Source organism: Roseovarius sp. MMSF_3281 (assembly GCF_030733685.1).
Classification (GTDB): domain Bacteria; phylum Pseudomonadota; class Alphaproteobacteria; order Rhodobacterales; family Rhodobacteraceae; genus Roseovarius.
The window spans coordinates 139,634-155,739 of sequence record NZ_JASHIM010000005.1; the positions used below are offsets into that span (position 1 = coordinate 139,634).

Sequence of the window (16,106 nt, forward strand, 5' to 3'; positions counted from 1 at the left end):
GCCACTTTCATTCCTGACACGCGAGGCGCCTTATGCTCCGCTCTAGTACAACATGGATCCTTGTCGGCAAACGACTGGCTATCGCGTTCCTGACGCTGATCATCGTGTCCTTCGCGGTGTTCTTTGCCACCGAAATGCTACCGGGCGACGTGGCGCAGATCCTGCTGGGGCAGGCGGCGACGCCCGAGGCCGTGGCCGGCCTGCGCGAGGCGATGGGGCTGGACGAGCCGGCCTTGCAGCGGTTCCTGGGCTGGTTGGCGGGGCTTGCCACCGGCGACATGGGGCGCTCTTACGTGAACGGCATCGACGTGGTCGAGCTCTTGGGCGGACGCCTGCAGAACTCGCTGCGGTTGGCCGGGATCGTGACCGCAATCTGCGTGCCGGTGGCGTTGACACTGGGGATCGTCGCCGCGATGTATCGCGGCTCCTGGCTGGATCGGGCAGTCTCGGTCGCCACGATCTCGGTGATCTCGGTGCCGGAATTCATGGTCGCGACGCTGGCCGTTCTGGTCTTTGCCGTCTGGCTCGACTGGCTGCCGGCACTGAGTTATGGCGTCAATGTCGACAGTATCGGCGCGATGTTGCGGGCCTACGCGATGCCGGTGATCACCCTGAGCTTCGTCGTGTCGGCGCAGATGATCCGCATGACCCGCGCCGCCGTGATCGAGACGATCGAGACGCCCTATGTCGAGATGGCGCTGCTGAAAGGCGCCTCGCGGCAACGCATGGTGCTTGTTCACGCCCTGCCGAATGCGCTGGGTCCCATCGCCAACGCGGTGGCACTATCGCTGTCTTATCTCGTGGGCGGGGTGATCATCGTCGAAACCGTCTTTAACTATCCCGGGGTCGCCAAGCTGATGGTCGATGCGGTCGCGACCCGGGACCTGCCACTGATCCAATCCTGCGCGATGGTCTTCTGCGTCAGCTACCTGTCGCTGATCACGCTCGCGGACATGGTCGCAATTCTCTCGAACCCAAGGCTACGCCAGTGATGACGACAACCAACGGCTCTTCTCGCAAGTTTCGCCTGCCGACGCCCGGCAACATGGGCTACAGCTTTTCCTGGGTGGGCAGGATCGGCGCCGCGATCATCGTTTTCTGGGCGGTGGTCGCCCTGATCGGAAACTGGATTACTCCCTATCCGGTGGGCGAGATCGTCGACTGGGACTACTTCAGCGGCGTCAGCGCTGCACATTGGATGGGCACCGATTACCTAGGTCGCGACATCTTCTCGCGCGTGCTGATGGGGGCGCGCTACACCGTGGGGATCGCGCTGGCCTCTGTCACCTTGGCCTGTTCGATCGGGGTGATCCTGGGGATGATCGCGGCGGTTATCGGCGGCTGGTTCGACACGCTTCTGTCGCGCCTGCTGGATGCGTTCAACGGCATCCCCTCGTTGCTTTTCGGTCTTGTGGTCGTGGCCGCCGTCGGCTCTTCGATCCCGGTGCTGATCCTGACGCTGGCGGCGATCTACATGCCCGGCTCCTACCGGTTTGCGCGGGCGCTGGCGGTCAATATCAACACCATGGACTTCGTCACCGTGGCGCGCGCCCGTGGCGAAGGCACGCCCTACATGATCGCGCGCGAGATATTTCCCAACATTCTGGGGCCGGTGTTGGCGGATTTGGGCTTGCGGTTCGTCTTTATCGTTCTGGTCCTGTCGGGCCTTTCGTTCCTTGGGCTGGGCGTGCAACCGCCCTATGCCGACTGGGGTGCGCTGGTGCGCGAGAACATCGAGGGGCTGAGCCTTGGCGCGCCGGCGGTCATCTTTCCCTGCATCGCCATCGCGTCGCTGACCATCTCGGTGAACATGTTCATCGACAACCTTCCTACCAAGATCAGAGACAGGGCAGACTGATGACAGATACACCACTTGTTTCCGTCCGCGACCTGCGCATCGGCGCGGTCACGGACTCGGGTCGTAACGTCGAGATCATCCGTGGCGTGGACTTCGACATCGCGCCGGGCGAGATGCTGGCCCTGATCGGTGAATCCGGGTCGGGCAAGACGACGATCGCGCTGTCGCTCATGGGCCATACGCGCCGCGGCTGTGGCATCAAGGGCGGCACGATCCGCGTGGGCGATCATGACATCACAGGGATGAGCGAACGTAAACGGGCGCGGCTGCGCGGCTCTGACGTCTCTTACGTTCCGCAATCCGCCGCGGCGGCGTTCAATCCGTCCAAGCGGATCATGGACCAGGTGGTGGAAGCCACGCGCATCCACGACCTGATGCCGTTGGAAAAGGCGCGGGACCATGCGCGGGACCTCTTTCGCGCACTGGCGCTGCCCGATCCCGACACGATCGGCGAGCGCTATCCGCACCAGGTATCGGGCGGGCAGCTTCAGCGCCTGTCGGCGGCCATGGCACTGATCGGCGACCCGCAGCTGGTCATTTTTGACGAACCGACGACGGCGCTGGATGTCACCACGCAGATTGAGGTCTTGCGCGCCTTCAAACGGGTGATGGAGGACGGCGGCATGGCCGGGGTCTATGTGAGCCACGACCTGGCCGTGGTGGCGCAGATCGCGGATCGGATCGTGGTACTAAAGAACGGCGAAATCCAGGAGCAGGGCACCACCGAGCAGATCCTGCACGCGCCGGAACACGCCTATACCAAGGAATTGATCGCGGCCTTCGATCCGGTGCCGCACGAGCCCGTCGGGCAGGTCGAACCCGAAAAGGAGACGCCGATCCTGGAGGTTCGTAACCTTTGTGCGGGCTATGGCCCGATGAAGGATGGCGAGCCTCTGATCAAGGTGATGCGCGACGTGAATTTTGAGCTTTATCGCGGCCGGAACCTGGGCGTGATAGGCGAGTCCGGGTCAGGCAAGTCGACGCTGGCGCGAGCGGTCGCGGGGATCCTGCCGGCCTATCGCGGCGAGGTGCTGTTGGACGGCAAGACTCTCTCTCCGTCGCTATCGCAGCGCAGCAAGCAGGAATTGCAACGCGCGCAGATTGTCTTTCAGCTGGCCGATACCGCGCTCAACCCGGCGCATTCGGTGGGCGCGATCATCGCCCGGCCGTTGAAGTTCTACAAAGGACTGCGCGGCGCGGCCTGCGAGAAGCGCGTGATCGAACTGTTGAACATGGTCCACCTGCCGCCCGCTCTGCGGCACCGCCTGCCGTCGGAACTGTCGGGCGGCCAGAAACAGCGTGTGAACCTTGCCCGTGCGTTGGCGGCCGAGCCTGAACTGATCCTCTGCGACGAGATCACCTCGGCGCTAGATACGGTCGTGGCCGCCGCCATCCTGGACCTGCTGAAGGAGCTGCAACAGGAGCTTGGTCTCAGTTACATGTTCATCAGCCATGATTTGTCGACGGTTGAGGCGATCTGCGATGACGTGCTTGTGATGTACAAGGGCGAGGTCGTAGAGGCACTGCCGGCGGCGCGTATGTCCGACGAGGCCACCCATGCCTATTCGCGTCTGCTGGTATCTTCGGTGCCGCAGCTGGATACCGGATGGCTGGAGGGGCTGGAGCAGGATCCGGAATTGCTGGCAGCCTTTTCAGGCCGATAGCGGGTCGGGGTCTTTGTCACTCCGTGTCGGCAAAAAGTCGGGTCAGAGGCAGCTGCCGCTTGATGAACGGAGTCTTCATCACGACGAAGCTGAAATAGCGGTCGATGACATCGCTGCGGTCAATGAGGTCTTCGATGATCTCCTGGTAGTCGCTGATACCTGACGTAACGAACTTCGCCAGGTAGTCGTAGCCTCCCGAAATCAAGTGACATTCGACACAACTATCAATCTTTTCAAGCGCTTCCTGGAAGCGAGCGAAATCTATCTGCCTATGGTTCTTCAAAGTGAATTCGGTGAAAACGGTCAGCGTCTCGCCCAGTTTGGCGACATTGATCAGCGCCGAATAGCCGGTGATGTAGCCCGATTTTTGCAACTTCTTGACGCGTGTCAGGCAGGGCGAGGGCGAGAGATGAACCAGATCAGCCAGTTCAACGTTCGTGATCCGGCCGTTGCGCTGCAACTCGGCCAAGATCCTGACGTCGATGCGGTCCAGCTTTTGCGAATTGCTCATCAGTCTTGTCCTTGCATGAAACGGCACGGCAGGCCATGCCGTGGTTCGTCCGCCCTCGAGCGCCGGCAAATACGCAACGATCTGCCGGTCACCTTCCCATATGCGGCATAAAGCACCGGAACTCTACAGCTAGGTTTCGAGAAACACATGGAATAATCATGCCTGCACCTTTGCTTGAAATCGATACGCACACCGAAATTCCCGAAAGCACCGATTGCGTGGTCATCGGCGGCGGCATTGTGGGCGTTAGCGCCGCTTACTGGCTGGCCCGCGCGGGACAAAGCGTTGTCCTGCTGGAGAAAGGCCGGATCGGCGCCGAACAATCCAGCCGCAACTGGGGCTGGTGCCGCCAGCAGAACCGGGACGCACGCGAACTGCCCTTGTCGACCCGGAGCCTGACGCTGTGGGAGGATATGGCCGCCGATATCGGAGCGGATCTGGGGTTTCGGCGTTGCGGGCTGCTGTATCTGTCCAATGATGCGGCCGAACTCGACGGCTGGGCGCGCTGGGGCAAGTTTGCCCGAGGCGAGGGCGTGGATACGCGGATGCTGAGCCCGGAGGAGGCCACCGAACGGGGGGCGGCCACGGGCAAGGAATGGCAGGGCGGCGTCTGGTCGCCAAGCGATGGTGTTGCCGACCCGTCGCGCGCCGCGCCGCTGATTGCGACCGGGGTCATGCAGCATGGCGGCACGGTCGTGCAGGGTTGCGCGGCGCGCGGACTCGAGACCGAGGCCGGTGCAGTCTCGGCTGTGATCACCGAACGCGGGACAATCCGCACCCGCGTGGCCGTAATGGCCGGCGGATCGTGGGCCGGTAGCTTCATGCACCGGCATGGCATAGGGCTTCCGCAGGCTTCGGCTCGCAGCTCGATTCTGTCGGTAGCGCCAGGCGCAAAGGGCATTCCGGATGCGCTGCATACCGCCAAGGTGTCCGCCACGCGGCGCCGGGACGGCGCCTATACTTTGGCAGTCTCGGGGCTGGCCAATCTCGACCCCACGCCGGGGGCTATCGCCGGGGCGCGTCACTTCCTGCCCATGTTCGCCAGACGCTGGCGCGTTTTGCGCCCCGGTGGGGCACAGGCATGGCGTGCCGGGTTCGAGACGCGCAAGGTCTGGGCCCTGGACGACACAACACCGATGGAGCGCGTTCGCATCCTTGACCCCAAACCCAGCAAGGCGCTGGTCGACCTGACGCTGAAGCGTGCCCGCGCGCTGCTGCCGGGTCTCGTCGGGCTGCCGGTGCAGGCGCAATGGGCGGGGTATATCGACAGCACGCCCGACGGCGTGCCGGTGATTGACGCCGATATCGGGACGCCCGGGCTGGTGCTGGCCGCGGGGCTCTCGGGGCATGGGTTCGGCATCGGACCCGGCGTTGGACATCTTGTGGCCGACATGGTGCTGGGACGCACGCCGATCACCGAGACGCAGCAATATCGCCTTGCCAGATTCGACAAAGGGCAGTGGGGCAAAGTGGCGGAGTTCTGATTTCATGCCGCGAACCGAGTGATGGCGAACTCATCGAGCGGCGTCTCGCACTGTCCCGTTGCAATCAGTTCCGCCATCGCCGAGCCGACGCCGGGCCCAAGCTGAAACCCGTGCCCGCAAAATCCGAAGGCATGAAACAGCCCCGGTGTCGTGCTCGACGGCCCCATAACGGGCAGCGCATCGGCGACATAGCCTTCGCAGCCCGACCACTGACGGATCACGGCCACGTCCGCCAGCGCCGGAACCAGCTTGATGACCGCTGCCACTTGGGCCGGCAGGCGGGCCGGGTCGGGTTTTGCATACCCCGGCTCGGCCTCGACGCGTACACGGTCGACAGCACCGCCAAAGATTACGTTGCCGCGTTCGACTTGGCGCAGATAGGCGCCGTGCGCTTGGGACCAGACACCAACCACGGGCGCGATGCGATGAGGCAGAGGTTCGGTCACCGCCATCTGCGGCCCCCAGGTTTCCAGCGGTACGTCCTCGCCGAAGTGTGCGGCAATGGAGCGGCCCCATGCGCCTGCACAGTTCAGTAGGAGGGCGGCCTGGAAGTTGCCTTTTGCCGTCTCCAACTCGAATCCGGCAGCGGTGGTGCGAATGTCCAAGACCGGCGCCTCTTCGACCACCGATGCGCCTGCACGTACCGCTGCGTCCGCAAAGGCCGGGCCGATAAGTCGGGGGTTGGCGGATCCGTCACGCGGCGAGAAGGAGGCGGCGATTGCGTCCGGCCCGATGCCGGGAAACCGGGCGTGCAATTCGGACGTGTCCAATTCGTCGAGAATCAGGCCTTGCGCGTTGGCCGCCTGGACGTAGGTGCGCATGTCCTCCAGGCTGTCGGCGTCGAAGATCAGCCGCAGGTGCCCGGTAGGGCGAAATTCCACGTCACGGCCAAGGAGTACTTCCGCCTCGTTCCAGATAGCCAGCGAGCGGGCGGCCAAGGGCAGTTGCGATAAGTGACGCCCACTGCGCCGGATGTTGCCGAAAGAGGCCACGGTCGCCCCGGCTCCGATCCGGGCGCGCTCGATCAGGGTAACGCGGACTCCGCGGCTCGCTAGGAAGTAGGCCGACGCGGTTCCCATCAGACCGCCACCGAGAACGATTGCATCCATGCAGCATTGTCCTTTCGCAAAGGAATTTCTGCAATCAAACGCTGGTAGGCCGCTTGTGTCAAAGACCGGATACGTGGCACGCTATAAGTCGCACCTATGGGATACGAACGATGCGCGCACGTCAGCTAGAAGTCTTCACCGCCGTCATGCGGGCAGGAACCGTCACCGGTGCGGCGCGGCTACTCAATATTTCGCAGCCCGCGCTGAGTCAGATTCTGATCCATACCGAAGCACAGCTGGGCTTCGATCTTTTCGACCGCGAGAAAGGCCGCTTGCGGCCGACGCCCGAAGCATTCGAGATCTATCCCGAGGCCGAGCGCCTGTTTGCCGGGCTTGAAGGATTGCGACGCAAGGCATCTGACCTGCGGCTGGGCCGAGCTGGGCTGGTGCGTATCGCCGCTTCGCCGCCGCCGGGGATGTCCCTGCTGCCGCGGGCGCTGAAGGCGTTTCGCGCGGATCATCCAGATGTGGTGCTGCGGACACATGTGGCACCGCTTGCGGCGATGGTGGAACTGCTGCGAACAGGAGATGCCTCGATGGCGCTGGCGCTGGACGATGACCTGCCACCCGACATCACGGTCGAGCATATTGGGACGACGGATTTCTGCTGCCTTCTGCCCGAACATCATGTGCTGGCCCGCCAAGAGACGCTCGACTACGCCGATCTGAAGGATGAGACGATCATTTCCTACCGCAGCCAGACGCGGCCGCATGACGAACTGGACATGGCCATGCGCAGGCGCGGGAGCAGCTTTTCGCCGCAGATCGAGATCGACAGCTCTATTTCGGCGGCGGGGTTCGTTCGGGCCGGGTTGGGTGTTGCGTTGGTCGATGCACTTTTGCCCTGGGTTCAGTTTCCAGGCATTTTGACGCGACCGCTGAGCGAAACACCAAGCCTGCCGGTTTCGCTGCTGGTCGCGCGGGACCGGAGCCTTTCGCGTGCCGAAGAGGAGATGCGTCAGCTGCTTCACGCCACTCCGCTGACGGAGCCATAAGTCTTCCTTATATTCCGTCGCGCGATCCGTCTTGGACCGCGCCCGCCTTATCTGGTCCTGTTACGGCGAATGACCGAAAGGACCAGAAAAGATGGATGGCATTTGCGCCCCGGCGGATTGGAAGGTCGGCGTCGATATTGGCGGAACCTTCATGGATTTTTGCGCGCTGGACACGACCAGCGGACGCATCGCATCGCTCAAGGTGTTGACCACGCCCGATGATCCGGGGGCCGAATTGTTGACCGGGCTCGACCTGCTGACCGAGCGCGAGGGGCTCGACCCCGCCTGCGTGACGCGGTTCGTGCACGGGACCACGGTGGGGATCAACACCATCCTTCAGCGCAAGGGCGCGAAGCTTGCGCTGGTAACCAACGAAGGCTTCGAGGACGTGATCGAACTGGCGCGGCTTGCCATGCCAGACATGTACTCGCTGTTCTGTCACCGGGCCGAGCCGCTGGTGCCGCGCGATCGTATCTTCGGCGTGCCGGCGCGTTTGCGGGCCGACGGTAGCGAACCGCTGGCCCCCACGCCCGAGGCGGTGCGGGAAGCGGTTGTGCAAGCGCGCGGTGTCGGTGTCGAGGGGATCGTGGTGTCGTTCCTTCATAGTTGGCGTAACGGCGCGCAGGAAACGGCGGTAAAAGCCATGATCGAAGCCGAGGCGCCGGATCTTTTCGTCTTCACCTCGTCTGAGGTCTGGCCGGTCATCCGCGAATACGAACGCAGTTCGACAACAATTCTGAACGGCTATGTTCACCCGCGCGTGGCAGGCTATCTCGAAGCGCTCGAAAACCGGCTGGCAGGGCGGGGCGTGCCGACCAAGGCTTTGCTGACCAAGTCCAATGGTGGGCTGATGAGCGCCTTCGAGGGGCGGCGCGACTGTGTCTCGATGCTTTTGTCGGGGACCGCCTCAGGCGTGATTGGCGCGGCTTGGCTGGCGCGGCAGGCGGGCGCGTCACAGGTCCTGACGCTGGATATCGGCGGCACCTCTGCAGATTTCGCGCTGATCGTCGATGGTGAGGTCCAATATGGTGCCGACGAACGTATTGGGGATTTCCCGCTGTACATCCCGTCGGTGTCTGTCAGTTCCATCGCCATTGGCGGCGGCTCGATTGCCAGTGTTGACGGCCACGGTGTGCTGCGAGTCGGCCCGGAGTCGGCTGGCTCGACACCGGGGCCCGCGTGCTATGGGCGCGGCGGTACGGAGCCCACAGTGACCGATGCGATGGCTGTCTGCGGATGGTTGGGGCAGGCCGAAATGGCCTATGGCCAGTTGCAGATCGACCGGGATCTGGCCCGTGCCGCGGTGGCCAGCCTTGCCGAGCCGATGGGCCGCAGCGTGGAAGAGACAGCGGAGGCTATCCTGAACATCGCGGTTTCGGAAATGTTCGTAGAGGTCGAGAAGCTGGGCTCGCGCGCAGGCGTTGATCTGCGGGACTTCACGCTGATGCCCTTTGGCGGCGGCGGGCCGATGATGGGCGCGTTTCTGGCGCGCGAGTTGGGCATGTCGCGAGTGCTGGCGCCGCGTAGGCCGGGCGTGGTCTCCGCGCTGGGTGGCCTGGTGGCGGATATGCGGGGTGATTTCTTGCAAACCGTGTTCGCCGGGCTGGACGACAGCGCCGTGCCGCAACTGCGCGCCGCCTTCGATGCGCTGCGGCGCGAAGGGCAGGCGTGGCTGGTCGCCCAAGGTCACGACGGTGCGGCGCAGATCCGGCTGTCGGCCGATATGCGCTATGCCGGGCAGAGCTATGAGATCGAGACGCCGCTGGAGCCTGATTGGTTGAGTGATCCCGCTCGCATGGCGGCGGCGTTTCACGGCACCCATCGACAGATCTATGATTTTGAGGATCAAAACGGTGCCATCGAGATCGTGAACCTGCGGTTGTCGGCCATCGGCCTCACGCCCAAGCCCGATATGGCGCAGGAATCGGCCGTAGAGGCGGCTCCCGCAGTGCCCGCGCGGCAGGTGCGGGTGCATCTCAATGGTACGCGGGACATCCCGCTCTTCGAGCGTGCGAACCTCGTTCCGGGGGCGGCGTTCCATGGCCCCGCTGTGGTCTGTCAGGAGGACACCACGCTGGCCGTCCCCGACGGTGCCGCCGCGCATGTGGACCGGCATCTCAACATCCATCTCGAATTCGCGGAGTGATCCATTGTCCGACAAGATGACCCTTCAGGTTCTGGCCAATCACGCCCGTGCGGCGGCCGAGAACATGGCTTACACGCTGCACCGCACGGCCCATTCCGCCTTCGTCAAGGAAACGCAGGACTTCACCGTAATGGTCATGGACCGCCTGGGCGATACCTTTGCCGTCCCTATGGAACTCGGTGCGACATGGTATCCCGGCCTGACCTATGGGCGGGCCATCGAGATGATCGACGATTACTGCCCCGGTGACGTGGCCTTTACCAACGATCCCTATTCCGGCCACGTGGCCACGCACGCGCCCGACACGCATCTGTGGAAGCCCGTCTTTCACGAAGGCGAGGTCGTCGCCTGGACCGGTGGGCATATCCACAACACCGACATGGGCGGTGCCGTGCCGGCATCGCTGTCGCGTTCGCTGACAGAGATCCACCAAGAAGGCCTGCGGTTCCCACCGATGAAGTTGGTGAACGAAGGCGTGTTCGACGCGCAGATTCTGCGGATCATGGAAACCAACGTGCGTAAGCCGAATCTTAATATCGGCGATATCAAGGCGCTGGTGGGCGCGCTAAACACCGGCGAGCGTAAGGTTCAGGCGATGCTGGCGCGCTTTGGACGGGACGGGTTTTTGTCGGGCGTCGCCGCGCTCAAGGACCAGGCCGAAGCGCAGGCCCGCGAGATTCTGCGCGCGATCCCCGATGGGGAGTACAGCTTTGCCGATTACGCAGACGAGGACAGTGATTTCGCAAACCCCTGCCGCCTGAACCTGACGCTGCGCATTCGCGGCGACAGTGCAGAGTTGGATTTCACCGGATCCGACCCGCAGCTGGGTTCGTCGCTGAACGTGCCGTCGGGGGGCGATCCGCGCCACACCATCCTGATGGTGGGCGTTTATTACGTGCTCTACACACTCAATCCGCAGCTGTTGCTGAACACTGGCATCACGCGGCCCTTCACCTGCATCGCGCCCGAGGGAACGGTCCTCAACCCCGTCGCGCCCGCGGCTGTGGGAATGCGGTCGCTGACCTGCGCGCGGCTGCGTTCGGTCATCTTCGGCGCGTTCAGCCAGGCAGTGCCCGAGCGGATGCCGGCGGCACCTGCAGGCAACAACTGCATCGTCAACGTCATGACCCATGACGAGCGCAGCGGGCAGAAGATCATCGCGGCTGTGAACCCCGTGGTGGGCGGCGGCGGCGGCATGCCCGATCGCGACGGCACCAACGGGTCGGGCGCGGATGCGGCCTATCTGCGCAACACGCCGATCGAGATCACCGAAACCGAGGTGCCGGTGGAATTTGTCAAATACGGTCTGGCCCGCGACACCGGCGGCGCCGGGCGCTGGCGCGGCGGGCTGGCCACGGAAATGGCGTTTCGCGTCTTTGCCCCCGACACGCGCATCACCGCGCGAAACCGTGACCGCTCGCGCTTTCGCCCTTGGGGTGTTTTGGGCGGGCGCGCGGCGGGACTGGCCGAGATGGTGATCAATCCCGGCACCCCCGACGCCCGCCAAATGGGCAGCGCCGACACCGCCATATTGCAACCCGGCGACGTGCTTTCGCTGCGGTCGGCAGGCGGCGGTGGGCGCGGCAACCCGATGGAACGCGAAGCCTGGCGGGTGGCGCTCGACGTGCGGCGCGGGCAAGTGTCCGAAGAGGCGGCACGGGCTGAATATGGCGTGGTGCTGAAGGCCGGGGAAGTGGACGAAGCGGCCACGGCCAAGCTGCGGGCCGAGGCTCGGGTGCATGAGGGGCATTTCCATTACGGGCCCGAGCGCGACACGTTCGAGGCGCAGTGGAGTGAAGCGGCTTATACGCGTCTGACCGATATCCTGACGGCGTTGCCCGTGCAGTGGCGCTTTTTCGTTAAGACGGAAATTTTCCGCCGGATGGAGGGGCGCGTGGGCGCCGAAGGAGTCAGCGCCGCGTTCGATGAGACCTGCGCTCGGTTTCCAGATATCCCGCAACCACAGGCCACCGCAGAGGCTGCAGAATGAGCCACAGCGTCACACCTGAGGAGGGACGCGTGCAACGGCTGGCCGAGACCGACCGCCCCACGCTGGCCTTCACTTTTGAGGGACGCGCGATGGCGGGGCTGGAGGGGGATACGGTTCTAACCGCCGTCCTGGCGGCAGCTACCCATCTGAGGAATGCGGAATTCGGGCCGGAACGGCGTGCGGGGTTTTGCCTCATGGGAGCATGCCAGGATTGCTGGCTCTGGCAAGAGAACGGGCCGCGCTTGCGCGCCTGTTCCACATTGCTTCAAGAGGGCATGCGGCTGCGCGCAGCCCCTCCCGACAGCTGGCCCGCGCCATGACGCGTGTTCTGATCGTGGGGGCGGGGCCTGCGGGCATCCGCGCGGCAGAGGTGCTTGTCGCCGCCGGGCTACGCCCGGTGGTTGTGGACGAGGGCGCCCGCGCGGGCGGGCAGATTTATCGCCGTCCGACCGACGGCTTCAAGCGGCCCCCGCGCACGCTCTATGGATCCGAGGCCGGGAAAGCCGTGCAGTTGCATGAGACTTTCGACGGTTTCGTATGCGACGGGCAGGTCGATTATCACCCCCGGTGCAGCGTTCTGGGCCTGCAGGACGGGGTTGCGCAGGTGCTCGGCCCGGACGGCGTTTTTGCGGTCCCCTACGATCGCCTGATCCTCGCGCCCGGCGCGACCGACCGGCTGGCGCCGGTACCGGGCTGGCAGATGGCGGGTGTCTTTTCGCTGGGGGCTGCGCAGATTGCGCTGAAGTCCCAAGGCGTCGCCCTTGGGCGGCAAATTGTTCTGGCGGGCTCGGGACCACTTCTGACACTGGTTGCATCACAGCTGATCTCCGCCGGGGCGACGGTGGCCGCGGTGCTGGACACGGCGCCGTGGGGTGCGCAGATCCGTGGTGGCTTTGACATGGCGTTGGCGCGCCCCGGGGTCACGCTGCGCGGTCTACGGCTGCGCGCCGGCCTGGGCAGGCGCTATCGCGCCGGTGTCACGCTGACGGGTATTGAAGGTGACGGCACCAGCCCTGCGGCAGTCACCTGGCGCGATACGCGGGGCCGGGCGCATCGGACGGCCTGCGATACCGTTGCGCTGGGGTGGCATTTGCGCGCCGAGACGGCGCTGGCTGATCTGGCGGGAGCCGAGTTCGCGTGGTCGGACATATGGGCCCAGTGGTTGCCCCGAACCGACGCGGCGGGCCGCGCCCAAGACGGGGTGTATCTGGCCGGGGATGGGATGAGCATTCTGGGTGCCGACGGCGCCGAGATTGCCGGACGGCTGGCAGCACGCGCCTGTCTTGCCGATCTTGGACATCACGTAGATGTGGCGGCGCAGAACCGCGACTTGGGCCGAAAGCGGCGCATGGGTCGCTTCGCCAAGGGGATCGCGACCGCGTTTCCTTGGCCTGCCGAGATGGTTCGGGCCTTGCCCGAAGACGCGATCCTCTGCCGGTGCGAAGGCATCACCGCGGGCGACCTGCGCCGGACCCTGACGTTGTCGGGGCCGGAGGTGAACCGCGCCAAATCCCTGAGCCGTGTCGGCATGGGGCGCTGCCAAGGGCGGTACTGCCAGATCGCGGGAGCCGAGGTGACGGCGGCGCAGGTGGGGTGTGGCCCTGCCACCGTGGGCCGTTTGCGCGCGCAGCCGCCGGTGCGTCCGGCGCCGCTTGGAGTGATCGCTGCCGCTGCGGACAAGCCCGAGTGAACGACACAATCTTCTGCGTCCGCGGGCGCCGCAAGCGGTGAAAAATGCCGTTGCCCGAACGCTTTCGGCAAATGCTGTCAGCGAGGTCGCGCCAGACTGTGGACAACTGACGAGAGGTTATCATGACACTTGCCTTCGATCCTGCGAAGCTGACATTGCCGGTTAGGCATCACATCGGCGGACAGTATGTGCCTGCCCGAGAAGAGATCGCCGTGACAGCCCCGTCGAGTGGTGTCACGCTGGGCGCGGTGCCTCGCGCCGATGCGTCGGTCGTGGACCGCGCGGTCGAGGCCGCGCGCACGGCTCTGCAAACATCCGGTTGGGGACGCGCCGCGCCGCGGGATCGCTTGCGCGCGCTGCATCGGTGGGCGGACCTGTTGGAAGAGGAAGCGCCTGCGCTGGCTCGCCTGGAAGCGGTTTGTTCGTCGAGGCCCGTTTCCGATACGGTGGCCGGAGACATCCCTGTGACCGCCGAGCAAATCCGGTTCTTCGCTGAGTTCGCAGACAAGGAATGCGACGCGCTTGCGCCCACGGCAGAGGGGAGCCTGGGCATGATCACGTCGGAGCCGCATGGCGTGGTGGGGGCCATCACGCCATGGAACTTCCCGATTTCGATGGCCGGGTGGAAACTGGGACCCGCCTTGGCCGCGGGCAACGCGGTGGTTCTGAAGCCGTCCGAGATGACGCCCTTCTCGGCGCTTTACATGGCCGAGCTTTCGGTGCGCGCGGGTCTGCCCGCGGGGCTGATCAACGTGGTTCTGGGCGACGGGCCGGACACCGGCACGGCGATCACGGGGCATCCCGGCATCGACAAGATTTCCTTTACCGGATCGACCCGTGCCGGTGCCGCGATCATGGAAAACGTCGCGCGTACCGGGATTAAGCCGATGACGCTGGAACTGGGCGGCAAGAGCCCGATGATCGTTTTCGAGGATGCCGATCTGGACCTTGCAGCCGAATGTCTGGAGCGTGGTATCCTGCCCAATGCCGGGCAGTTCTGCGTCGCCGGTTCGCGCATGATCGTGGCGCGCGGCGTTGCCGACGCATTGGCCGAACGCCTGACGGAACGTTTCAACCGGCATGAGCCCGCGGCCACCTGGGATGCGCAATCCGGCTTTTGCCCGATTATCTCTGAGGTGCAGCTTGGCCGGATCGACAGCCTTGTTCGCGCCGCATGCGAACAAGGTGCCGAGGCACTGTGCGGCGCCGCGCGGTTTGACCGCGAGGGCAGCTATTACCAGCCTACAATCTTGGCAAACCCGACGCCGGACAACCCTGCCGTGACCGAAGAAATATTTGGTCCGGTCGCCACATTCCAGACCTTCGAGACCGAAGAGGAGGCTATCGCGATGGCTGCGCACCCGACCTATGGGCTGTGTTCCGGCATCTTCACCCGCGATCTGGCCCGTGCGCTGCGTGTGTCGCGCCAGATCGAGGCGGGCACTGTCTGGATCAACCGCTATGGCCGTTCGCGCGACCACATCCTGCCCACCGGCGGATGGAAGGCCAGCGGCCTGGGCAAGGACCTCGGGCGCGAAGCCTATACCGCCAACCGCCGCACGAAATCCGTGCTGGCAGCGATCTGAATGACGGACAAGAAGGACTTCTCATGAGCGAACACCAGATTGCTTTGATCCCCGGCGATGGGATCGGAGTTGATGTTACGGAGGCCGCCATGAAGGTGATGCACGCCGTCGCCGAGATGGAGAATTTCACGCTGCACACCGGGACGTTCCCGTGGTCCTGCGCCTATTACCACGAGACGGGCGCGATGATGCCCGAGGACGGAATCGAGACGTTGCGCGGCTTCGACGCGATCTTTCTGGGGGCGGTCGGCTGGCCGGAGACGGTGCCGGACGCGGTCTCGCTACACGGCCTGCTGCTGCCCATACGCAAGGCATTCGATCAATATGCCAATATCCGCCCGCACCGCCTGTTGCCGGGGGTGGAAGGCCCGTTGAAATCCGACGCGTTCGATATCCTGTGCATCCGTGAAAACACCGAAGGCGAATATTCCGGTGCGGGCGGGCGCGTGCATCAGGGACGCGAGAATGAGGTGGCTGTACAAACATCTGTTTTCACGCGGCAAGGCGTGGAGCGCATCTTGCGCTTCGGGTTCGAGCAGGCGCGCACGCGGCGCGGTCATCTCACCTCGGCCACGAAGTCGAACGCGCAGCAATATTCCATGGTCTTCTGGGATGACATGACGCGTGCGCTTGCCGCCGAGTATCCTGACGTCAAGGTTAGCCATGTACACATAGACGCGATGGCCGCCAAGATGGTGATGAACCCCGAGGACCTGGATGTGATCGTGGCGTCCAACCTTTTTGGCGACATTCTGACCGATCTGGGCGCGGCCATCCAGGGCGGGCTTGGCTTTGCCGCCTCGGCCAATATCTGCCCCGACCGGTCCGCACCGTCCATGTTCGAGCCTGTGCACGGCTCGGCCCCGGACATCGCGGGCAAGGGGATTGCCAACCCCATAGCAGCCATTTGGTCAGGCGCGATGATGCTGCGTCATCTGGGCGAAGAAACAGCTGCCGACCGGGTGGAGAAGGCGATTGCCGCCACGACGGGGCAGGGCATCGGCATCCGCCCCGGCAGCCATGGCACGGACGAGATTACGACGGCTGTGATTGCCGCAATGAAAGGTTGAACG

13 protein-coding genes are annotated in these 16,106 nt (G+C 64.5%); 11 read left to right on the forward strand and 2 right to left on the reverse strand.

The window, feature by feature from the left end; genetic code table 11:
- Positions 1 to 32 precede the first annotated feature (32 nt).
- The 3 genes from RBB32_RS07925 to RBB32_RS07935 are packed head-to-tail and all read left to right on the forward strand — an operon-like array spanning position 33 to position 3,522.
- Positions 33 to 992, forward strand: a complete 960-nt coding sequence (locus RBB32_RS07925; protein WP_306152164.1) for an ABC transporter permease — start codon at positions 33 to 35, stop codon at positions 990 to 992.
- The gene (locus RBB32_RS07930; protein ID WP_306152165.1) at positions 992 to 1,858 is read left to right on the forward strand and encodes an ABC transporter permease; all 867 of its coding nucleotides are present in this window, start codon (positions 992 to 994) and stop codon (positions 1,856 to 1,858) included. The genes RBB32_RS07925 and RBB32_RS07930 overlap by 1 nt, the downstream gene beginning before the upstream one ends.
- A complete protein-coding gene (locus RBB32_RS07935) occupies positions 1,858 to 3,522 on the forward strand; it encodes an ABC transporter ATP-binding protein (protein ID WP_306152166.1) in 1,665 nt (554 codons plus the stop codon). The genes RBB32_RS07930 and RBB32_RS07935 overlap by 1 nt, the downstream gene beginning before the upstream one ends.
- Before the next feature lie 16 nt (positions 3,523 to 3,538).
- Here RBB32_RS07935 and RBB32_RS07940 read toward each other — a convergent pair whose 3' ends face one another.
- On the reverse strand, positions 3,539 to 4,033 hold the full coding sequence (locus RBB32_RS07940) for an Lrp/AsnC family transcriptional regulator (RefSeq protein WP_306152167.1): 495 nt from the start codon (positions 4,031 to 4,033) through the stop codon (positions 3,539 to 3,541).
- Positions 4,034 to 4,191: 158 nt separating this feature from the next.
- On the opposite strand from RBB32_RS07940, the gene RBB32_RS07945 reads away from it, so the two are divergent.
- Entirely contained in the window at positions 4,192 to 5,517 is a 1,326-nt protein-coding gene (locus tag RBB32_RS07945) for an FAD-binding oxidoreductase (protein ID WP_306152168.1), read from the forward strand.
- Positions 5,518 to 5,519: 2 nt separating this feature from the next.
- Here the strand turns inward: RBB32_RS07945 and RBB32_RS07950 are convergent, their stop codons facing one another.
- Positions 5,520 to 6,626 carry an FAD-binding oxidoreductase gene (locus RBB32_RS07950; RefSeq protein WP_306152169.1) on the reverse strand — a complete coding sequence of 369 codons (1,107 nt, stop codon included), beginning with the start codon at positions 6,624 to 6,626 and terminating at the stop codon, positions 5,520 to 5,522.
- Positions 6,627 to 6,736: 110 nt separating this feature from the next.
- Here RBB32_RS07950 and RBB32_RS07955 point away from each other — a divergent pair, with 110 nt between their 5' ends.
- From RBB32_RS07955 to RBB32_RS07985, 7 genes are all read left to right on the forward strand, one after another.
- Positions 6,737 to 7,621 (forward strand): LysR family transcriptional regulator, encoded by an 885-nt coding sequence (locus RBB32_RS07955; RefSeq protein ID WP_306152170.1) that lies wholly within the window; start codon positions 6,737 to 6,739, stop codon positions 7,619 to 7,621.
- 91 nt (positions 7,622 to 7,712) lie between these two features.
- On the forward strand, positions 7,713 to 9,767 hold the full coding sequence (locus RBB32_RS07960) for a hydantoinase/oxoprolinase family protein (protein WP_306152171.1): 2,055 nt from the start codon (positions 7,713 to 7,715) through the stop codon (positions 9,765 to 9,767).
- A gap of 4 nt (positions 9,768 to 9,771) precedes the next feature.
- Positions 9,772 to 11,757, forward strand: a complete 1,986-nt coding sequence (locus RBB32_RS07965) for a hydantoinase B/oxoprolinase family protein (RefSeq protein WP_306152172.1) — start codon at positions 9,772 to 9,774, stop codon at positions 11,755 to 11,757.
- Complete coding sequence (locus tag RBB32_RS07970) at positions 11,754 to 12,077, forward strand: (2Fe-2S)-binding protein (protein ID WP_306152173.1); 324 nt, start codon at positions 11,754 to 11,756, stop codon at positions 12,075 to 12,077. The genes RBB32_RS07965 and RBB32_RS07970 overlap by 4 nt, the downstream gene beginning before the upstream one ends.
- Positions 12,074 to 13,447, forward strand: coding sequence for an NAD(P)/FAD-dependent oxidoreductase (locus tag RBB32_RS07975; protein ID WP_306152174.1), 1,374 nt, complete (start codon positions 12,074 to 12,076; stop codon positions 13,445 to 13,447). Before RBB32_RS07970 ends, RBB32_RS07975 begins: the two co-directional genes overlap by 4 nt.
- 122 nt (positions 13,448 to 13,569) lie before the next feature.
- Complete coding sequence (locus RBB32_RS07980) at positions 13,570 to 15,033, forward strand: aldehyde dehydrogenase (RefSeq protein WP_306152175.1); 1,464 nt, start codon at positions 13,570 to 13,572, stop codon at positions 15,031 to 15,033.
- 23 nt (positions 15,034 to 15,056) lie between these two features.
- The gene (locus tag RBB32_RS07985) at positions 15,057 to 16,103 is read left to right on the forward strand and encodes a tartrate dehydrogenase (protein ID WP_306152176.1); all 1,047 of its coding nucleotides are present in this window, start codon (positions 15,057 to 15,059) and stop codon (positions 16,101 to 16,103) included.
- The last annotated feature ends 3 nt before the right edge of the window (positions 16,104 to 16,106 follow it).

What these genes read in the sequence shown, in the direction of transcription:
- RBB32_RS07935 (WP_306152166.1), top strand. Translation starts at nt 1,858, where the DNA reads ATGACAGATACACCACTTGTTTCCGTCCGCGACCTGCGCATCGGCGCG.
- RBB32_RS07955 (WP_306152170.1), top strand. Translation starts at nt 6,737, where the DNA reads ATGCGCGCACGTCAGCTAGAAGTCTTCACCGCCGTCATGCGGGCAGGA.
- RBB32_RS07970 (WP_306152173.1), top strand. Translation starts at nt 11,754, where the DNA reads ATGAGCCACAGCGTCACACCTGAGGAGGGACGCGTGCAACGGCTGGCC.
- RBB32_RS07960 (WP_306152171.1), top strand. Translation starts at nt 7,713, where the DNA reads ATGGATGGCATTTGCGCCCCGGCGGATTGGAAGGTCGGCGTCGATATT.
- RBB32_RS07975 (WP_306152174.1), top strand. Translation starts at nt 12,074, where the DNA reads ATGACGCGTGTTCTGATCGTGGGGGCGGGGCCTGCGGGCATCCGCGCG.
- RBB32_RS07985 (WP_306152176.1), top strand. Translation starts at nt 15,057, where the DNA reads ATGAGCGAACACCAGATTGCTTTGATCCCCGGCGATGGGATCGGAGTT.
- RBB32_RS07925 (WP_306152164.1), top strand. Translation starts at nt 33, where the DNA reads ATGCTCCGCTCTAGTACAACATGGATCCTTGTCGGCAAACGACTGGCT.
- RBB32_RS07940 (WP_306152167.1), bottom strand. Translation starts at nt 4,033, where the DNA reads ATGAGCAATTCGCAAAAGCTGGACCGCATCGACGTCAGGATCTTGGCC.
- RBB32_RS07950 (WP_306152169.1), bottom strand. Translation starts at nt 6,626, where the DNA reads ATGGATGCAATCGTTCTCGGTGGCGGTCTGATGGGAACCGCGTCGGCC.
- RBB32_RS07945 (WP_306152168.1), top strand. Translation starts at nt 4,192, where the DNA reads ATGCCTGCACCTTTGCTTGAAATCGATACGCACACCGAAATTCCCGAA.
- RBB32_RS07980 (WP_306152175.1), top strand. Translation starts at nt 13,570, where the DNA reads ATGACACTTGCCTTCGATCCTGCGAAGCTGACATTGCCGGTTAGGCAT.
- RBB32_RS07930 (WP_306152165.1), top strand. Translation starts at nt 992, where the DNA reads ATGACGACAACCAACGGCTCTTCTCGCAAGTTTCGCCTGCCGACGCCC.